The sequence below is a fragment of the Photobacterium sp. TLY01 genome, assembly GCF_021432065.1.
GTDB classification, from domain to species: domain Bacteria; phylum Pseudomonadota; class Gammaproteobacteria; order Enterobacterales; family Vibrionaceae; genus Photobacterium; species Photobacterium halotolerans_A.
Genome location: NZ_CP090364.1, coordinates 2,799,915 through 2,818,195 on the forward strand (window position 1 = coordinate 2,799,915; position 18,281 = coordinate 2,818,195).

Here is an 18,281-nt window from a genome sequence, read left to right on the forward strand (position 1 = left end):
CGTTATCGTTCTTGTGATTCGCTTAACGCCACCACAACGCGAGCTGCGGGAACACAATCACCAGCGTCAGTGCTATCAGCTGAAGGCCGATAAAAGGCAGCAGGGATCGGAAGATTTCACCTAAACTGATATCTTTCGGCGCCACCGATTTCAGATAGAAAGCCGCCGGGCCAAAAGGCGGAGACAGGAAAGAGACCTGCATGTTGAGACAGAACACCACGCCGAACCAGATCGGGTCCATGCCCAGCCCGGTAATGATGGGCACGAAAATCGGCATGGTCAGCAGCGCAACCCCGACCCAGTCCAGGAACATCCCCAGTACCAGCAGGATCACCATCATGATCAGCAGGGTCATGGTGGCACTGCCGCCGCTGAAAGCCAGAATCGTCTCTTCAACGAAATCAATGCCGCCCATCAGGTTGTACACACCCACCAGTGCACTGGCGCCGATGCCAATCCACATGATCATGCCGCAGGTGCGCATGGTTGCGATGGCACTGTCTCTGAGCATGCTCCAGCTCATCTCACGGCGGATCACCGCACTGATCATGATGCCGACCACACCCAGCGCAGAAGCTTCCGTGACTGAGGCCACACCGGTATAAATACTGCCCAGCACGACACCGACCGACAGCATCGGGAAGAACAAGGCTTTGAAATAACTGATATCCCTGGCGGCATCTTCCGCCAGCTCGGCTTCCGTTGGCAAAGGCGCCAGTGCCGGATTGAGTTTACAGCGGATCAAGACGTAGCCGATGTACATCAGGGCCAGCAGCAAGGCGGGCAGGAAAGCGGCTTTAAACAGATCGCCAATCGATACGCTGGCCGTCAGACCATAAATAATCAGCACGATACTCGGCGGCAGCATCGTGCCCAGCGCGCCACCGGCGCAGGTGGTGCCAATCGCCAGCTTGCGGTCATAGCCCAGTCGTAACATTTGCGGCAACGCCAGAATGCCCAGCAGCACGGTTTCGCCGCCAATCACGCCCGACATGGACGCCAGCACCACAGCCACCAGCAAGGTCTGCACCGCAACCCCGCCACGAACGCGGCGGCCGACGGATTTCATGGCGTCAAACAGATCGCGGGCAATGCCGGAGCGATCAAGCAGCGCCGCCATCAGCACGAACATAGGCACGGCGAGGAAAATATAGCCGTCGACAAACGAATACATCCGGCTGGTGACCAGCGGCAGGGCATCCGGACCAAACCAGCCCAGGGTAAAGATCAGTGCCACCAGGCCGGTGACAAACGCCAGCTGCATCCCGGTCAGCAACAAGGCAATCATCAGCCCCAACATCAGCAGGCTGCCGTAGCCGATCCCCATTGACGATAACTCAAACATCTTTCTTCCTCAGTCCACGGATTTCAGCAATCAGGTGCAACAGAAACTGCACAGTCAGTACGCACAGGCAGATAAAAATGATCCCTTTGAGCAAAGCGGGAAACGGAGGATTCCAGGCTGAGCCTGAGGTTTCCAGACGCATTTCGCCCCAAGGGGTGAGCCAGGCTTCACGGGCCATGGTGTACGAAGCCCATGCCATCAGTCCCGAAAACAGCAGTCCCATCACATGATGGAACACATTGAGGTACTGACGCGTGCGGGGTGACACCATGTCGTACAGCAGCACCACGCGCACGTGCTTGTTGGTCGCCATGGCATACAAACCACCAACAATAAAGAGTGAACCGCCAAGAAACGACGCGGTTTCATGCACCCAGATGGTCGGCGAATCAAACACATAGCGCATCAGCACTTCATAAAATGAAATGATCACCGTAAAAATAAACAGCAGACTCAGCGCATTGCCGATTTTGACGATGGCCGCATCCAAGCCGTTTTTCGGCTTGTCCTCATCATGCTCTGCAGGGGTTGAATTGGTATTCATGACAGTTCACAACTCTTACTACATCAGATACAGAGGGCTGATAGCAGCCCTCTCACAGGGGGGATTACCGGTGTCAGACAAAGCGTCCGGAGATTACAACAGGGCGTTGTCTTCCAGGAACTTTGTTACAGATTGGTAGACTTTCTCTGCATTTGGCGACTTTTGAGCGAAGACTTTCCATTGCTCGCGGGCAATTTCACGGAACTTCTTGCGTTCTTCGTCCGACCAGTTATGAATGGTAATGTTCGGGTTTGCCTGCGCTTCTTTCACCGCCTGCTGATCGGCGATCTTGAGCTGCGTGGTCATGTCATAGGCAAAGTCACGTACAGAAGTCGTCAGGATCTCCTGCAGATCTTCAGGCAGTTTGTCCCACTTTTTCTGGCTCATCGAGATATCGATCAAAGGCAGTGAGTGGAAGCCAGGTTGCACCGGATGAGTCGCCACATCGTTCATACCGGCTTTCTGGTTGGTGGAAAAGACGGTGTAATCGGCGGCGTCAATCACGCCTTTGCTCAGGCCGGTGAATACTTCAGAACCCGGTAAGTTAACCGGTGAGGCACCCGCCGCTGCAAACACCTGCTGCACCAGACCTTCCGGGGCACGTAGTTTCAGGCCTTTCAGATCGGCCACACCATTGACCGGCACTTTAGACACAAAAGACTCCACCCCAGTGGTTGAGCCACCGATGAATTTCACCCCGTAAGGAGCATACAGTTCGGTCATCAGCTGATAACCACCGCCGTAATTCACATATTGCAACAGCTGAGTGGTATCCGACCAGGCGCCGACCGTATTACCGATCAGACCGAACGCAGGATCTTTACCGGAAAAATAACTGGTCGCTGTAATATGGCCGTCGAGGATCCCCAGCTTAATCGCGTTCAGGGTTTCGGTATGTTTCACCACACTGCCCACAGGCAGTAAGTCAATGTCGATACGGCCGGCCGACATTTTTTCAACGCGATCCGCCCAGGCTTGCTGCACCTGGAAGTTTTTATCGCCGGCCGGGTCAGACGACTGGAATTTGAAGGTGTAATCAGCCGCCAGTGCGGAAGCCGTAAAAGTTCCGGCCAGTGTGGCAGCGAGCAGCGTGCAGGTGAGCTTTTTCATCAGGTACAGTCCTATTGTTATGGGTCACGTCGTTGTCATTAAAGACCGGCTGTTAATTGTTATGTTACCGGTAACTTTGATAACAAATGCTAACAGAGAAAAAGAAGGGCTGTCTTTGAAGATCATCACAACAATGCCACCTCATGCGATCGGATTGCATTGCAGCGCCAGTACGATTTTTGATCTGAAGTTAAGTCAATGATTGAACTCTCATTTCCCGGACCAAGGTCATATTTCATTATTGTTTTGTAAATCAATAGCTTTGTATCACTGTCCTGATTCGTTACTATATGAGCTCAAGGACTTATGGAAGGGATTGATTATGCGTGTCGGTGTGTTAATGGGCGGGGAATCGAGCGAGCGGAGTGTCTCACTGCGATCGGGTCAGGCCGTTTGCGAAGCCATTGATGAATTAGGGCATGAAGCTATCGCAATCGATCCCGTCAGCCTGCACGCCACGCTGGAAGCATTGCAGTCTGTCGATAAAGTCTTTATTGCCCTGCATGGCAGCCTGGGAGAAAGCGGCCATATTCAGGGGTTGCTGGACTGGCTGAAAATCCCTTATACCGGCAGCGGCCTGGCCACATCGGCACTGTGCCTCAATAAGCGGCGCACACGCCAGATATTGGCCCAGCACGGTTTTCACTATGCCAATTGGGTCGTCGTTGATCGTCAGCAGTCGCTGCAGGCGATTCACTCGGCAGCCGATGCCATCGGCTATCCCTTAGTGGTGAAACCCAGCTCTCAGGGTTGCAGTATCGGGGTGTCAAAAGTGGAATCTCCAGCTCAGCTGGAGGCCGCAGTGATGCAGGCCTTTGAATACGATCACGATATTTTGCTTGAAGCGTTTATCTCCGGCCGGGAATATACCTGCGGCATCCTGGGTGACACCCCACTGCCCGTGGTGCAGATTCGCTCTGAGACTTTCTTTGACTGGACAGCCAAGTTCGGCGCCCAGACTGCAACCTACCACTGCCCGAGTGATCTTGACAGCGACACCGAGCGGGCGATTCAGCAACTCTCTCTGTCCGCTTTTCAAGCCTTAGGCTGCCGCGGCTGGGGCCGGCTGGATGTGATTCTTGGTGACGACGGTCAGCTCTACCCCATCGAAATGAATACCTCGCCGGGGATGACCCAGCGCAGCGTCTATCCGATGGCCAGCCACGAAATCGGTCTCGACTTTCCCCGGACTATCGAGCAGATTCTGGCGCTGGCCACTTTTGATCCGGTGTAATCTGTCCGCGGCCCGTCGCTGTCTCAGCACGGGCGCGAACGGCTACAGCGCCACTTCCATACAGCGCTGTCCTTCAACGGAAAAAGCCACAACCAAGCCCTGCTCATCGTTATACTGGTGCGTCACACTGACCGTTTTCCCCATGCGCAGGGCAATGAGCTGTTTCAGTTCATTGACCAGATTTTGCTTCTCTTCTGCACTCAGCGTTGTCACTTTTGCCATCCAAACAGTCTCCTGACTCGGTTTATTCCGGCTAATTAGGGCGACTGGATCTCATCGAACAGAAAAACAATTCCCTGCCCTGCACTCAGACTGACGACTGATTCCGTCATTTTTGGGACGATTGTCCGGATTATTCATGTGTGACACTGGCGCTTTACGCGCTGATTCAACACTCACATTATTACACTTGATTCACATCACAAAACGCACGCTTGCTCGCATTGAACTGACGTCGCTGCGCAAAACGTGAACTAATTTCGAATTACAGCAGCGTCGCTTCCATGAGGCAAACCATGAAACTGCAGCAAAAAATACTCACCGCCTTGCTCCTGTCAGGATTGGTTCCGGCACTGGCAATGATGATCATTGCCACTTATCAGGCCGGAAACTCACTCAGACTGCAGGCCTATAACCAGCTGGAATCATTGCGGGAAGTGAAACTGGACGCGGTAGAGCGTTACTTTTCCTCGCTCAATCAGCAAATCACCCTGGAAGCCAACAACCCGTTCACCGCACAGGCACTGGCGGCTTTGCGTCAGGGCATGGCTGAACTGCCGCTGGCCGATGGGGCCATGCGTGCCCAGGTGAAACAGTTTTACGCCGATCAGTTCATCCCCAAGCTGAAGGCGAATGCGCCGGATCTTCAGGTAACGGCAGACTCGCTGCTCAGTCAGCTTTCTCCTGCAGCAATTTCACTGCAGGCCAGCTACCTGGTGAACAATCCCCATCCTTTGGGTGAAAAACAGCGGCTCGATCAAGGCGGTGACTCAGCCTATGATCAAGCCCACGCAACCTATCACCCCTTTTTTCGGGAACTGATCGAAAAATCAGGCTATTACGATCTGTTTCTGATCGATGCACAGACCTCACAGGTGGTCTATAGCGTCTACAAGGAAGTGGATTTTGCGACCTCGCTGAGTCACGGCCCTTTCCGTGACAGCTTGCTCAGTCACGCTTTTCAGGCCGGGATAGCCCTGGAGAAAGGCCAGACCGCGCTGATTGATTTCAATCTGTACCTGCCCTCATATCACGCGCCGGCCGGTTTTGTGGCGGCCCCGGTTTATCAGGGAGCACGTCTGACTGGCGTGCTGGTGATTCAATTTCCGATCGATCGCCTGACAGCCATCATGGGCGTCCGGGCCGGGCTGGGTAACAGCGGAGAAACCTATCTTGTCGGGCCTGACAGGCTGATGCGTTCCAACTCCTATATCGATCCGGTGAACCACTCAGTGCATGCCTCTTTCCGGCATCCTGACAAAGGCAGTATTGATACCGAAGCGGTGCGCCGCGCCCTGGCGGGTGAAACCAATATTGATGCCATCAGCGACTACAAAGGAAACGCCGTGCTTTCTGCGTTTGCGCCGGTTCAGCTCGGGGACATTCGCTGGGTGATCGTTGCAGAGATCGATCAGGCTGAAGCGCTGGCCGCCATCAGCCAGCTCAACATCAGCGGTTTTATCGTCATTCTGGCCATGCTGGCATTGATCATTCCTGCCGCCCTGCTGATCAGCCGCAGTATTACCCGGCCCATAGGCGGAGAGCCTGAGCACATGGAGCACATTGCCCGTGCCATTGCCGACGGCAATCTGCGCCTGGAGATGAATGACGACAAACCGGCAACCGGGGTGTATGCCTCGATGAAAACCATGTCCGGCAAACTGAGTGAAATCATCCATCAACTGAAAACCGCCGCCGGTCAGCAGCGCAGTGAAGCGGAGGCTCTGGCGGCCAGTGCCGTGCAGACGGCAGAAACCGTCTCGCGGCAGGAGCAGGAAACCACGCAACTGACGGTGGCTATCGATCAAATGAGTGCTACAGCCAGAGACATCTCAGGCAATATTGCAACCGTCGCCACTGTCAGCAACGAGGCCAATCGCCAGGTAACCGACTGTGCTGGCTTGCTGAGGCAAAGCACAACAAGGCTGAATGACATGTCAGACGACATGCGTGAGGCCAATGAAAAACTGGGCCTGCTGCGTCAAAGTTCCGATGAGATCACCAAGGTGCTGGACACCATACGCAATATAGCTGAACAGACCAACCTGCTTGCGCTCAATGCCGCAATCGAAGCTGCCCGGGCCGGTGAGCACGGACGCGGTTTTGCCGTGGTTGCCGAAGAAGTGCGGCATCTGGCGCAGCACACTCAGGATGCCACCAGCGACACCGCCAGCATGCTGGCCACCCTGCTCAACCACGGCCGTGAGGTCAGCGATGTGATGATCCGCAGCATCGATCACACCTCCAGCGTCTCCGAACAGGCCGCCCATGCCACGCAGCGTCTTCAGCAAGTGGTGCAATCGGTGGAACAGATTGCTGACATGACCTCGCAGATCGCGGCGGCCTCTGAGCAGCAATCTGCGGTTTCAGCAGAAATCAGTCACAATATCAATAACATTCATATGATGTCGCGTGACACCAGCAGTGCGGTTGAACAGATATCGGCCAGCAGCGAAGAGTTATCCACCCTCTCTGCCCAACTGGAAAAAATGGCTGGTCACTTCAAGGTGTAAGCACTACCGCTTCTGTCGTCCCACCGTCGCTCTCACACCCTACCAAGTGTGAGAGCACTCAAATTTATTAACAAAACTATCACATTCAAGATTTTGCTTATTCAACCGAAAAACAGCAAAAAAACTCCGACAAAAATGAATTTTAAGTCGCTTTTGTTGAATTTAAATTTCACCCACCCCTCAAGCGCTATCAACTCATGGCTTGCACTCTCTGAATTACGGATTAGGATAAATTCAACCGTGTATCTTTCAGAGACAGCAAATGGCTTGGCAAATTGCTCTACAATTCGACGCTGCCCCTTGTGTTCTGAACACGGCTTCCGCACATGCGCCGACCCTTCTGTTCAGCTACTACAAACTCAGTCGTACGGCACTGAGTGAATGGTGTAACGAATAAAACCCCCACGCTTCTGAATTTTTCCATTCAGTTTCCGGCCTGCTTCTGGCACAGCTAGGTGATCTGATTTCATCGGATTTTCGATGTGCTTCCGCACGCCTGAACCTGAACTTATCCATTCAGTTCGTGGTGTTTTATGTTACGTATCATTCAAAACGTCAGGCTTTTTGCGCCTGAAGATCAGGGTATTTGTCACCTTGTGATTTGTGGCAACCGTATCCACTCGGTTTCCAAGACTTTACCTGCCATTCCCTCTGACATGGCTGAAGTGATGGACGGCCAGGGCATGTGGCTTGCCCCGGGTTTCATCGACGGACTCGTGCATTCAGTGGGCGGCGGCGGCGAAGGCGGCTTTATCAACCGAACGCCGGAAATCCATGCCGATGACATGCTCAGAAACGGCGTCACCACAGCCGTTGCTGCGCTGGGGACCGACGCGATCACGCGAAATTTACCTAATTTACTGGGTAAATGTCGTGAACTGTCAGCAAAAGGCATAGACAGTTATTTCTATACCGGCTCTTACCACCTGCCACCCACCACACTCACCGGCAGTGTAGAAACCGATCTGCTGTACATCCCGGAAATTATCGGTATTGGCGAGTTGGCGCTGTCCGATCTGCGGGGTTCAGTGATCCGGTTTGATGATCTCTATGCCATTGCCCGCCGGGTACGGACCAGCGCCAACCTGGCCGGTAAAAAAGGCGTGGTGTTCTGCCATATTGGCGATCACCCCGATCAGTTAACCCTGCTTGAGGATCTGATTGAGAAAACCGAACTGCCTTACTCCCTGTTTGTGCCCACCCACATCAACCGTAATCCAGATCTGTTTACGGCCGGAATCCGCTATGCCAGAGCCGGCGGCTATATCGACATCACCACCAGTACCAATCAGGGCCTGCTGGATGACGGTGAAGTTTTCTGTTCCGAAGCACTGGCCAAGGCATTACAGGCCGGCGTACCGGTTGAGCGGATCAGTTTCAGCTCAGATGCCAACGCAAGCCTGCCAAGATTCGATGCCGATGGCAACACGATTGGCGTAGATACCGGCCGGATCGCTTCACTGTATGAGGGCGTTCAGCTCGCTGTCACCCGGTACGGTGTGCCGTTTGACTTAGCCATTCAATGCATTACTTCCACCCCGGCCAATGCGCTCGGGTTTCACAGCAAGGGATACATCAGGCCGGGGTTCGATGCCGATCTGGTGCTGATCCAACCTGACAACATGCACATCAAACAAGTCTGGAGCCAGGGTGTTCCAAGAATTTAATCGTCATGTCCAATCAAAATGAGGGAAATCACTATGGATATGGAAATGCAATCAACAACCGGAGCTGGCAAGCGCAAATGGAAAATGCCGACTGTCTATACGCTCCTCTTCTGGATCACGATCGCCGTTGCACTGCTGACCTGGCTGCTGCCGGCAGGTAAATATGACTACCTCACCAGTGATTCACAGACACTGGTGAAAGCAGCAGACGTGGCTGATTACAGCGGCGGGGAACGTTTACTGCCCGTGCCCGGTTCCTTTACTGAACTTGAAAGTAATCCACAGGGGCTGTCCGATATTCTGGCAGCACCGCTGGCAGGCTTTGCCGATGCCAGTTCAATTATTCTGTTTGTCCTGATGATTGGTGGCTTTTTGAATGTCACGATCAAAACCGGCGCGATGGATGCCAGCATTGCTTCTTTGTCCAAGCGATTTGCAGGCAAAGAACAGTGGCTGATCCCTTTGCTGATTTTCATTCTGGCGGTTGGCGGCAGCACTTATGGGATGAGCGAAGAAACCGTGAGTTTGTGGGTCATTCTGCTGCCTTTTTTCATCGCTGCCGGTTACGACCGCATGGTTGTCGCAGGCATCATCCTGCTCGGCAGCGGGATCGGGGTTGCAACCAGTACGGTGAACCCGTTTGCGACCGGGGTCGCCTCCCGCTTTGCTGACATTCAGCTGGGCGACGGCATCCTGTTCCGGCTGCTGACCTTTGTCGTGCTCTATGTCATCACCAGTGCTTTCATTATGCGCTATGCCGCGAAAGTCAAAGCCGATCCCAAGGCTTCGCTGCTGCACGATATCGACTTTGATGATCAGTTTTCTCAGGCGCCTGCTGCCCTGGCATTTACCACGCGCCACAAACTGACCATGACCGTGTTTTTCGGCGCCTTTGCACTGATGATCTACAGCGTGATTCCCTGGGAAGATATCGGGGTAACGTTTGTGCCGGCGCTGAACTGGTGGCTGAAAGAAATCTCTGTCATCTACCTGACCGCCGCCATCCTCATTGGCCTGATCAACCGCATGCCGGAAGCGACATTCGTGAATGCATTCATTGCTGGCTGCCGTGACATGATCGGTGTTGCCCTTGTGATTGCGGTGGCCAAAGGCATCAATGTCATCATGAACAACGCCAACATCACGGACACCATTCTGAGCTGGGCTGAGCACTTGGTGGTCGGTCTAGACAGTGGTGTATTTGCCGTGGTGAGTTATCTGGCACACATTATTCTGGCCTTTTTCATCCCGTCCAGCTCAGGCCTGGCGACCGTTTCTATGCCGCTGATGGGGCCCATGAGTGACTTTGCCGGCGTCAGCCGGGACATCGTGGTCACCGCTTATCAGCTCGGCTCCGGCTGGATCAATCTGTTCGCGCCCACAGCCGCGACGGTTGTTGCCGGTCTGGCCATGGCCAATATTCCCTATGGCCGCTTTCTGAAATGGGTCATGCCTTATATCGGGGCTGTCCTGCTCAGTTCGTGCGTCATGCTGTACTTCGCCGCTTAACCCATCAGGCTGCCAGCCCTGCCTAACAACACAGGCTGGCAGCCTGAGCTGATAACACTCAAACAATACGGACGTTGTCCTCCGGTATCACCGGAGAGGTCTCAATGGAGGCAACACAATGAAAACACGTTTCAATCTCTCAACTCTGACGGCCGGCATCGCGCTGACCCTTTCCCTCGGCTGTCAGGCTGAATCGGCGCCGGCAAAGCAGCTCTTTCTGGGCGGCGGGCATTTAGTGGTCTGCTCGTCAATGACCCAGGCAGAATGTGCTGACTGGGACAGTTACCGGCAATCAGCACTGGCTAACCTGACCGATGCTGAAATCCGTACCCCCACAGAAGAACCGGTCGCCACATCCGACGCTTACATTCAGCGCGTGATCAATGCCGCGCCCTGGGCCGCGGATCCTCAAATGCAGCAGGCAATTTCGAACGCCCTGCATGCCCTTCAGCAGCAGTACGACAGCCAGCCGATTCCGTCCTGGGATGACTTCAAAGCAGCCATGCTGGCACTGACAGCCTCTGACATCAATGTCACCGTCAATGGCACACCGATTGACGGTGAGTATCTGTGGTACGACGCCAGTTCAGATCAGTGGGATGCCCTGTCCTACCTGAAAAAGGATGACGGGCTGATCACTTATACCCGGACGGCCAGCCGTGATAACGCGGCAACTGACACTTTTGCCGGAAACACCGGACTGCTCGATGCGCTTGCGACCTTGCCCGAAAATACCAGCTTTACTTATATCGACTTTATTACCGCCATTGGCAGCGCCTATAACGATCTGAGCATTGAAGATCAGTTCAGGGTACTGCGCCTGTATCGTAATGTGCCTCAATACACCCGTCCGGTGGAATATGTTGCCCTGAATGATTCCCTGAGCAGCGACTCTGTCACGGCCTACAACACATTTGTCGAGATGGCAAAAGCAGCTTCTGGTGAACATGGCCAGCCCCACATCCTGGTGATGACTTCCTCTTCCAATAACCACTATGACGTTGCAGATTATTATGTTCAGTTATTTGAACAGGCAGGGGCAACCGTCACCTGGTTCCCGGTTGATCGGGCCTACCGCCAGAGTGTCGATCAAAACCAGTGTAATGATCTGCAGTTGCAGCACGATGTGCTGGCCGGAAAACCCCATCAGGATATCTATTTTGCAGACTATGCCAGCCAGGCGCAGGCCGCCTGCGACAATCCGGAAACCGTGCTGTCGATGATCCAGTCTGCCGATGGTCTGTTTATTAATGGAGGCAGTCAGTTACGCACGCTGGAAAGCCTGATCAGCAACGGAACCGACAGCCCGGAAATGGCTGCTATCCGGAGCCGGTTCGAGCAGGGAGCGCTGGTCATTGGCGGCACCAGTGCCGGCGCGGCCGTTCAGGGCGGCGGCAGGCTGACGCCGAATGATGCCATCAACCCGATGATTGATGGTGGGACGGCTTATGATGTCCTGGCGTCCGGCTACCCGGCCCACCTGATGAATGCAGCAGGGGGATTGGGGGTCTTCAACTGGGGCGTGACGGATACGCACTTCTCCGAACGTGCACGTCAGACCCGGCTGATCAAACTGGCCCATCAACAGGGCGTCCGCTTTGGCTTTGGGGTCGATGAAACCACCGCACTCATCGTCAGCCAGCCTTTGACGCCAGATGCGCCGGTGTCCATGTCTGTCGTGGGTCAGAACGGGGTTTATATTGCGGATAACGCAACCGCCAGTCTGGTACAGGAAACCCCCTTCTGGATCAGCGATATCACCACGCACTATCTCAATGCCGGTGACACCTTCATCTGGTATCCGGCCACTGAAACTTACTCCCTCAGTTTCAATCCGGGTGCCGCCCTGTATACCGGTTACAAGAAGAACCGGACAATCACGGATAACGACATCCTGTATCAGGATCATTACCGGGCTTTACTGGACGATATGATTCAGACTCAGGTGAAATCTGCTGTGGGTTACAGCTATGAATACAACCCTGAGTTCATTCTGGATTTCGAGCGAAGCAGCAATACGGTGGGGGCCGTTTATAACGGCAAAGCCTCTTACCAGTCTGTGATGACCTCGATTACGCCACAGTAATGCCGCTCACACAGATCCGCCAAAGGGGCTTTCACAGCCCCTTTTCACATCCCGCTTTATCACGTGTCAATTCTGGGGTCTGTGCTGGTTTTTCTGCACTGAAATACCACGACGGGTCACTGGCTGTCGACCTGCGCATTGGTTGCCTGCCAGTAGGAATTCGCCGTCAATGCCCAGGTTCTTTTTCCATTCAGCTGACATTTGGGAATATGATCACATTTAATCCACACTGTCTTTTTATCCGTTATTTCTGTGCTATCAATAATTCACCAGTCAATTATTAATATAGTTATCTATATGAATATTCAACCTGATAGCCATCAAGCAACAAATATGGACCGCTTGCAATTGAATGTGAAAAACCGACAACTGCTTTTTGTGATCGGTTTTTTTTCAATCATGACGATCAGTAAACTACATTTCGCAAATATAGATATCACTGTATTACTGATTTTTCTGGGGTTAATTACGGCCAGCATGACCTGCCTGATATTCAGGCTGGATAACCTTCAGGCCTATATCCTTTATGGCTTTGTCGCGCTGAATATTCATCAGGACGGCGGCATGGTGATGACTCACTTTGAAGTATTTATTCTGATTTCATTCTGTTTGTTATTTAAGCAAAAGCTGGTACTGGTCAATGTATTAGTGGCTGCTGCGATTCACCATTTTCTATTCTTTTATCTGCAGAAATCCGGATATCCGATATACGTACTGCCTAAAGATGAGCTGATGATCAGCATGGTTATCCATCATTGTTTTTATGCCTCAGTGCAAACATTCGCACTGATTTATTTTTGTAAAACCGAGCAGGAAAAAGAACAAGCCATTACGCAATACGCTGAGCGTACCAAACAGCAGAAACAACAAAATGAATATGTGATAGACGCTGTGAATACAACATCACACAGGTTAAATGATGTCGCCGTCAGTAACACCCAGACATTATCAGAAATCACAGAACAGGCTGAGACGCAAAGCCAGCAAATCAATCAGCTCACCCGTGCGATCATCGCAATGGAAGAGCAAGTGCTGCACAGCAGTGACAATGCCCACATCGCGTCGGAAGCTGCCAGTACCGCCAAAGAATTTGCCAGTCAGGGCATGCAGATTGTCAGTGAAACTCATGCCAGTATTCAGTCTCTGGTTGACGATACGCACAATGTCAGCGTGATGATTCGCCGTCTCGACACAACCATAGAAAACATCGACAGCATCATGAATGCCATTGGTGACATTGCCGGGCAGACCAATCTGCTGGCGCTCAATGCCGCCATTGAATCCGCCCGGGCCGGTGAACAAGGACGCGGTTTTGCCGTTGTCGCCGATGAAGTGCGCACCTTAGCCGGCCGCACTCAGCAAAGCGCCGGAGAAATTAAAGCCATGATTGAGCAACTGCACCAGGAGTCCAAACAATCCGTCGCGCTGATGAATCAAAGCGAACACGAAGCGACAGAAGTCACTGAGCATTTCCAGCAGGTCGATCTCGCTCTGAAACACATTCTGGATGCCATCAATCACCTGGAGCAGCAAAACACCCAGATTGCGGCCTCTGGCGAGGAGCAAAATGCTGTCATTCAATCCATCCGTCAACATGCCAGTGATATCAATACGGCCGCACAGAAAACCAAAACCCGGGTGGATGCCGGTTCTGAGCAATCCAGAGCCCTTGCCGACATTGCCAAAACTTTACTGAACACCGCACAGGGCGCGCCTGATTTTCAGGTCAAAGCAGGATAAAACGCACTCACGGCTCGCTGCTGCGGTGAAGTGCGTCTCTGGGCTCCGGTTGATTTATCCGGATTTACGGCTGCCGGGCAAATTGCTTCACACCATCCGGAATGGTGAACCAGTCCTGCTTTTCACTGACCCAGGCATGAGCGGTCGGCTGAATCACGCGGGTGTCGCTCAGATTACTGGGTTTGAGTTTGATGGCATCCGGCTGTTCAGGGTTAAAGTGGTAGATACGATTGCCGCAGGTCGGGCAAAACTTCGCGGCGCTGATATTACCGCTGTCGGCAGGCCGGGACCAGTCAGCCATCACGCCTTTAAAAACCACATCTTTGGCATCCACCATGGCCGTAATACTGAACGCACTGGTCGAGAGCTTCTGGCATTCTTTGCAGTGGCAGGCCACAACCATGGCCGGCGGTGCGAGCAATGTGTAGGTCACGCCGCCACACTGGCAGGCACCGTGAATGGGATAAGTCACTTCACTCATTATCTTTCCTTATAGTCATGAATGTACTGAATCACGTTGGAGCGCATAAATCGCATGGTCAAGAATACGGCCGTTGAGGTTCTCACTGCGGGTGATCACCCCTTCCAGCGTCATGCCCAGGCGTTCTGCGACCGCTCTGCTCGCCGTATTGTCAACCGCGGCTGAAATCACCACTTTCTCCATCGCAAAATGGTCAAACGCCAGGCGGAAAAGATGACGGCATACCCGGGTAATAATGCCCTGCCCTTGAAAATCAGCCGCCAGCCAGTAACCGATATCGGCCGTTTTCAGGCTGTGATCTAAAGTATTAAAGCTGCAGTTGCCAACCAGTTGTCCCCGGTAAAAAATACCGCACACCATGGATTTCCCCTCGGCGTACTCATGCAGGGAGCGACGGATAAAATCGGTGAAATCCGCCTCGGTATGACAGTGCGGCGGCCAGGCCAACCACTGAGACAAATAATCATAATGCGTATTCACCAGCTCGACATAACGGGCTGCGAAAGACGGCTGCACCAGAACCAGTTCGATATCCTGATCAACGCTCTGACTGAACATCCATATCATCCTTACATACTTATACATCTGGTAGCACAATGCCTTGTGCCTTTTCAAATTGCAAATCCAGAATGGGGTTGCAAGAAGCCACTGCAAAATGCAACTGCCAGACCGAAAACCCTCGTTGAGCCATTCTTTTGTGCTCACTTTCAAAGACTTGAAACAGAACGCATGCTGGCCTGCAACTTGCTTGATTCATCGCGGTGATCATTCACCACCCGAACTGTGTTGTGTTCAAAGAAAATCAGTTTGTGCAAAAGCAAAGCAGCGCCCTTCGGCGCTGCTTTTTTATGCGTGCATTTAGGAATTGATCCGACGCAGATCAGGCGGATTGGTATTCCAGCTCAACGGTTTTGGCGGCAACAGGCAAATATTGTTCGCAGTACAGGGTCATAAAATCTTCCCGGATTTTTGCCTCCAGTTCAGCCGCCTGCACTGTCGGACAAAACAGCTTAAAGTGCACCTGCTGCTCGCCCGTCGCTGTTGTCGTGATATGAATATGCGGATCCGAACCGGGTAAATCGACCCCGGCATGACGCTCTATCATATGGTTATAGCGCCGGGCGATATCAATAAAGTCGGCGATATGCTCGTCAATCTTATCCAGCAGCACCGGCACCATAGGATAAAGGTTCACCGTTTCTTTTATCGTCACAGTAAAGCCATGATAGACATAACGTTTCATGAAATTCAGGTTCTTAACTGCCACGGTGAAGAACATACTGTTCGGCAAAGTGATGGTTTTGCCCGTGTAATGGTACTGGCCTTGCTGCAAGGCAATTTCCTGAATCACAGTGGCCATCAGATTATGTTCGATGACTTCGCCGCAGACAGGCCCCACTTCAATCCAGTCGCCAATGCGGAATGAACGGGAACTGGCACGCTGCAGTGAGCCGGTAATACACAGAATAATCTCTTTCGATGCCACCACCAGGGCCACTGCGATGGCGGTCAGCGACAGCGCAAACTTGCTGATCTCCGATTCCCACAGCAGAAAAAGCGTCAGCAGCAATAAGGTAAAGGCGCCATTTTTGGTGCGTGAGATCCATTTCCGCTGATCTTCACTGAGAAAATTCGCCTCGCCGCGGATCCGGGTAATCGTGACACGGCGAATGACGATCACCAGCAGTACAACACACAAACTGAGTAAGAGTTTGTGTGTCAATAAGTACAGTATGACCAGCTCAATTTTTTCCAGAAAAGGATCCCACATGATTTACTTTCAACCTGTTAGCAGATTATCGCGCCCTGCTCAGCAGCAAACAGCACAAAACATTGACCATAAAATTTACAAGGAGAAGTCTCGCCTATTGCTGACAGCGTTGTAAAGTAAATTCCGCTCGCCGATCCTTATCGGGGACTCATATACTCAGTACGCGGATACGGTTCCAGCTCATAATGTGATTCCAGAAAATGCACCAGATTCACCAATTCAGTTACCGTCATCACATCGTTAAAACTCGGCATCACAGACTGGCCACTCTCGGCCTCATAACCTTCGGCGAGTCTGTGCGAAGGGTTAATCACAGACGTCACCAACTCAGGATAAGTCCGGATGCGGCTCACCTGTCCGCCAAGCGCTACCGGCGTTTCCATCGAACCGGGCAGGTTCTCCGTATCTGTTTCATAACCGGCCATCGTATGGCAGCTGAGGCATTGGTACTTCACAAAAACCTGTTCCCCCTGCTCAACATTGCCCTGGGGTAAACTAAAACTCTGACTGGATCTGTCACATCCGGACAGCCCTGCTATCGCAGCAAAGGCTGCGGTGAGAAGAAAAGCTTTCATGGTCCAGACCTCCGATATCAGGGCAGATGCCCTGACTGACGGGAAACAGGTGCCGGCATCGCTGCCCGCACCTGAGTGTTTGCATGTGCCTTCAGCCCTCAACCTTAACGGACTTCAATTTTCCGGACTTCAGGTTCACTGGTGGCCGTTTTCGGCAGGACCAAACGCAGAACACCATCCTGATACGCCGCATCAATATCGTGCTCAGCAATATTCGATCCGAACTGGAAAGTACGCGAATAGCTGCCATAGCGCCGTTCAGTCAACACGGCTTGCCCTTCCTGTTTCTTCTCGGTTTCTTCTTGATGTTCAGCGGCAATGGTTAATTTACCGTTGTGAAAAGAGACCTGAACATCCTCTTTACTGAATCCGGGCAACTCTGCAGTCAGTACATAATTGTCTTTGGTTTCATGAATATCTACAGCAGGCAATTGGCTGGCTGGCTTCAAAAAATCACCGCTGAGTACCGGGCGAAAGAAGCCTTGAAACAAGTTGTCGAAATCATTATCCAGCAGAGAAGGGAAACCACTTTTTTTAACATCAGTACGCATTTTCAACCTCCTTCAACACAGAAGATTCACACCCGACTGTTTGTATCGGTTTTAAGTATAGTGAGGGCAAGAAAAGGAGTAAGGCATCAGACTTGATGTAAATCAAAGTAAGATAAGAAAATGCCTGAGTCTGAAAACAGGCCACCCAACAAAACAATAACACCATGAAAAATAATATAATTTCATTCATCATTCAGCGACGGTAAAACGGCATGTTTGCGCAAAAAACCCAGGCAAGCCTGGGTTCACTAAGTCGGTGTCAGGTTAAAAGTGATAGCTGATTCCCGCTGAGAACAAATCCACACTCTCCTTGTCCATCTCGAAGCGCTCAAATTCGATACGGACAGAAACGGCATCATCAGAATAGGTCGGGTAGTAAATATAGCTGGCACCAATCCCATACAGCATATCTGTACCATCATCTTCCAACAGCGTCTGGCCCTGCATTTTTGCGCTCATATCCCAAGCATGCAGCCCCAACTTTGCAAACGCCTCAATTTGTGGGTGTAAAGGCACTATCCCCAGTACCACCCCGCCCCAGGTATCCATTTCTATAGAAGCAGATATCGCTGAATCCTGATGACTCAGTGTGGCTTCCCCCAGATCGGCCAAAAATCCTTCCACAGCCGCGTAACGATTGATTCTATGACCCAGGAAAAATTTGTAGCCTTTGTCTGTGTCATCGATGGACAAGCCCTCTTCGGCATACTCCGCACGATCAGCGGAGGAAACATCTAATGTTGTCTCGCCATACGCGCCACCGACATAGGTCATCTTGACGGTATGATGATGCGGCGCCGCCAGAGCCATGCCTGGCATAAGTAAGATAACCCCAAGCCCAAAACCTTTCATTCCATTGCTCCCTGTTAAACCACACATGAAAGACTAGTTTCATATTGTGCGGGAACAACTATATTGATTTAAACAGTGAACAAT

At 52.3% G+C, this 18,281-nt stretch carries 16 protein-coding genes; 6 read left to right on the forward strand and 10 right to left on the reverse strand.

Going from position 1 to position 18,281, the window contains the following annotated elements; translation table 11 throughout:
* Positions 1 to 22 precede the first annotated feature (22 nt).
* The 3 genes from LN341_RS13005 to LN341_RS13015 all read right to left on the reverse strand — a co-directional run bounded on the left by LN341_RS13005 (position 23) and on the right by LN341_RS13015 (position 2,999).
* Positions 23 to 1,345, reverse strand: coding sequence for a TRAP transporter large permease subunit (locus LN341_RS13005; RefSeq protein ID WP_234203518.1), 1,323 nt, complete (start codon positions 1,343 to 1,345; stop codon positions 23 to 25).
* A complete protein-coding gene (locus tag LN341_RS13010) occupies positions 1,338 to 1,889 on the reverse strand; it encodes a TRAP transporter small permease subunit (protein ID WP_046219067.1) in 552 nt (183 codons plus the stop codon). Before LN341_RS13010 ends, LN341_RS13005 begins: the two co-directional genes overlap by 8 nt.
* Positions 1,890 to 1,982: 93 nt before the next feature.
* The gene (locus tag LN341_RS13015; RefSeq protein WP_046219068.1) at positions 1,983 to 2,999 is read right to left on the reverse strand and encodes a TRAP transporter substrate-binding protein; all 1,017 of its coding nucleotides are present in this window, start codon (positions 2,997 to 2,999) and stop codon (positions 1,983 to 1,985) included.
* Between the two features lie 322 nt (positions 3,000 to 3,321).
* On the opposite strand from LN341_RS13015, the gene LN341_RS13020 reads away from it, so the two are divergent.
* Entirely contained in the window at positions 3,322 to 4,233 is a 912-nt protein-coding gene (locus tag LN341_RS13020; protein ID WP_234203519.1) for a D-alanine--D-alanine ligase, read from the forward strand.
* Between the two features lie 42 nt (positions 4,234 to 4,275).
* Here LN341_RS13020 and LN341_RS13025 read toward each other — a convergent pair whose 3' ends face one another.
* Positions 4,276 to 4,455, reverse strand: coding sequence for a hypothetical protein (locus tag LN341_RS13025; RefSeq protein WP_046219071.1), 180 nt, complete (start codon positions 4,453 to 4,455; stop codon positions 4,276 to 4,278).
* A 293-nt stretch (positions 4,456 to 4,748) separates the two neighbouring features.
* On the opposite strand from LN341_RS13025, the gene LN341_RS13030 reads away from it, so the two are divergent.
* The 5 genes from LN341_RS13030 to LN341_RS13050 all read left to right on the forward strand — a co-directional run bounded on the left by LN341_RS13030 (position 4,749) and on the right by LN341_RS13050 (position 13,967).
* Positions 4,749 to 6,965 (forward strand): methyl-accepting chemotaxis protein, encoded by a 2,217-nt coding sequence (locus LN341_RS13030; RefSeq protein WP_234203520.1) that lies wholly within the window; start codon positions 4,749 to 4,751, stop codon positions 6,963 to 6,965.
* A 533-nt stretch (positions 6,966 to 7,498) separates the two neighbouring features.
* The gene (gene iadA / locus LN341_RS13035; RefSeq protein WP_234203521.1) at positions 7,499 to 8,632 is read left to right on the forward strand and encodes a beta-aspartyl-peptidase; all 1,134 of its coding nucleotides are present in this window, start codon (positions 7,499 to 7,501) and stop codon (positions 8,630 to 8,632) included.
* A 33-nt stretch (positions 8,633 to 8,665) separates the two neighbouring features.
* On the forward strand, positions 8,666 to 10,141 hold the full coding sequence (locus LN341_RS13040; protein ID WP_234203522.1) for a YfcC family protein: 1,476 nt from the start codon (positions 8,666 to 8,668) through the stop codon (positions 10,139 to 10,141).
* A 118-nt stretch (positions 10,142 to 10,259) separates the two neighbouring features.
* On the forward strand, positions 10,260 to 12,227 hold the full coding sequence (locus LN341_RS13045; protein ID WP_234203523.1) for a cyanophycinase: 1,968 nt from the start codon (positions 10,260 to 10,262) through the stop codon (positions 12,225 to 12,227).
* A 399-nt stretch (positions 12,228 to 12,626) separates the two neighbouring features.
* Positions 12,627 to 13,967, forward strand: coding sequence for a methyl-accepting chemotaxis protein (locus tag LN341_RS13050; RefSeq protein ID WP_234203524.1), 1,341 nt, complete (start codon positions 12,627 to 12,629; stop codon positions 13,965 to 13,967).
* A gap of 64 nt (positions 13,968 to 14,031) precedes the next feature.
* Here LN341_RS13050 and LN341_RS13055 read toward each other — a convergent pair whose 3' ends face one another.
* The 6 genes from LN341_RS13055 to LN341_RS13080 all read right to left on the reverse strand — a co-directional run bounded on the left by LN341_RS13055 (position 14,032) and on the right by LN341_RS13080 (position 18,197).
* Positions 14,032 to 14,439: a GFA family protein gene (locus LN341_RS13055; RefSeq protein ID WP_234205046.1), complete on the reverse strand. Its 408-nt coding sequence runs from the start codon at positions 14,437 to 14,439 to the stop codon at positions 14,032 to 14,034.
* A 24-nt stretch (positions 14,440 to 14,463) separates the two neighbouring features.
* Positions 14,464 to 15,006 carry a GNAT family N-acetyltransferase gene (locus LN341_RS13060; RefSeq protein ID WP_234203525.1) on the reverse strand — a complete coding sequence of 181 codons (543 nt, stop codon included), beginning with the start codon at positions 15,004 to 15,006 and terminating at the stop codon, positions 14,464 to 14,466.
* A gap of 322 nt (positions 15,007 to 15,328) precedes the next feature.
* Positions 15,329 to 16,204 carry a mechanosensitive ion channel family protein gene (locus tag LN341_RS13065; protein WP_234205048.1) on the reverse strand — a complete coding sequence of 292 codons (876 nt, stop codon included), beginning with the start codon at positions 16,202 to 16,204 and terminating at the stop codon, positions 15,329 to 15,331.
* A gap of 152 nt (positions 16,205 to 16,356) precedes the next feature.
* Positions 16,357 to 16,794, reverse strand: a complete 438-nt coding sequence (locus tag LN341_RS13070) for a c-type cytochrome (RefSeq protein WP_234203526.1) — start codon at positions 16,792 to 16,794, stop codon at positions 16,357 to 16,359.
* A 104-nt stretch (positions 16,795 to 16,898) separates the two neighbouring features.
* Positions 16,899 to 17,345 carry an Hsp20/alpha crystallin family protein gene (locus LN341_RS13075; protein ID WP_234203527.1) on the reverse strand — a complete coding sequence of 149 codons (447 nt, stop codon included), beginning with the start codon at positions 17,343 to 17,345 and terminating at the stop codon, positions 16,899 to 16,901.
* A gap of 264 nt (positions 17,346 to 17,609) precedes the next feature.
* Positions 17,610 to 18,197 carry an outer membrane beta-barrel protein gene (locus LN341_RS13080; protein WP_234203528.1) on the reverse strand — a complete coding sequence of 196 codons (588 nt, stop codon included), beginning with the start codon at positions 18,195 to 18,197 and terminating at the stop codon, positions 17,610 to 17,612.
* Between the last annotated feature and the right edge of the window lie 84 nt (positions 18,198 to 18,281).

Excerpts from the sequence above, each read along its gene's own strand:
- LN341_RS13025 (WP_046219071.1), bottom strand. The coding sequence starts at position 4,455 with ATGGCAAAAGTGACAACGCTGAGTGCAGAAGAGAAGCAAAATCTGGTC.
- LN341_RS13005 (WP_234203518.1), bottom strand. The coding sequence starts at position 1,345 with ATGTTTGAGTTATCGTCAATGGGGATCGGCTACGGCAGCCTGCTGATG.
- LN341_RS13050 (WP_234203524.1), top strand. The coding sequence starts at position 12,627 with ATGACGATCAGTAAACTACATTTCGCAAATATAGATATCACTGTATTA.
- LN341_RS13010 (WP_046219067.1), bottom strand. The coding sequence starts at position 1,889 with ATGAATACCAATTCAACCCCTGCAGAGCATGATGAGGACAAGCCGAAA.
- LN341_RS13040 (WP_234203522.1), top strand. The coding sequence starts at position 8,666 with ATGGATATGGAAATGCAATCAACAACCGGAGCTGGCAAGCGCAAATGG.
- LN341_RS13015 (WP_046219068.1), bottom strand. The coding sequence starts at position 2,999 with ATGAAAAAGCTCACCTGCACGCTGCTCGCTGCCACACTGGCCGGAACT.
- iadA (WP_234203521.1), top strand. The coding sequence starts at position 7,499 with ATGTTACGTATCATTCAAAACGTCAGGCTTTTTGCGCCTGAAGATCAG.
- LN341_RS13070 (WP_234203526.1), bottom strand. The coding sequence starts at position 16,794 with ATGAAAGCTTTTCTTCTCACCGCAGCCTTTGCTGCGATAGCAGGGCTG.
- LN341_RS13060 (WP_234203525.1), bottom strand. The coding sequence starts at position 15,006 with ATGTTCAGTCAGAGCGTTGATCAGGATATCGAACTGGTTCTGGTGCAG.
- LN341_RS13075 (WP_234203527.1), bottom strand. The coding sequence starts at position 17,345 with ATGCGTACTGATGTTAAAAAAAGTGGTTTCCCTTCTCTGCTGGATAAT.
- LN341_RS13030 (WP_234203520.1), top strand. The coding sequence starts at position 4,749 with ATGAAACTGCAGCAAAAAATACTCACCGCCTTGCTCCTGTCAGGATTG.
- LN341_RS13020 (WP_234203519.1), top strand. The coding sequence starts at position 3,322 with ATGCGTGTCGGTGTGTTAATGGGCGGGGAATCGAGCGAGCGGAGTGTC.
- LN341_RS13080 (WP_234203528.1), bottom strand. The coding sequence starts at position 18,197 with ATGAAAGGTTTTGGGCTTGGGGTTATCTTACTTATGCCAGGCATGGCT.
- LN341_RS13045 (WP_234203523.1), top strand. The coding sequence starts at position 10,260 with ATGAAAACACGTTTCAATCTCTCAACTCTGACGGCCGGCATCGCGCTG.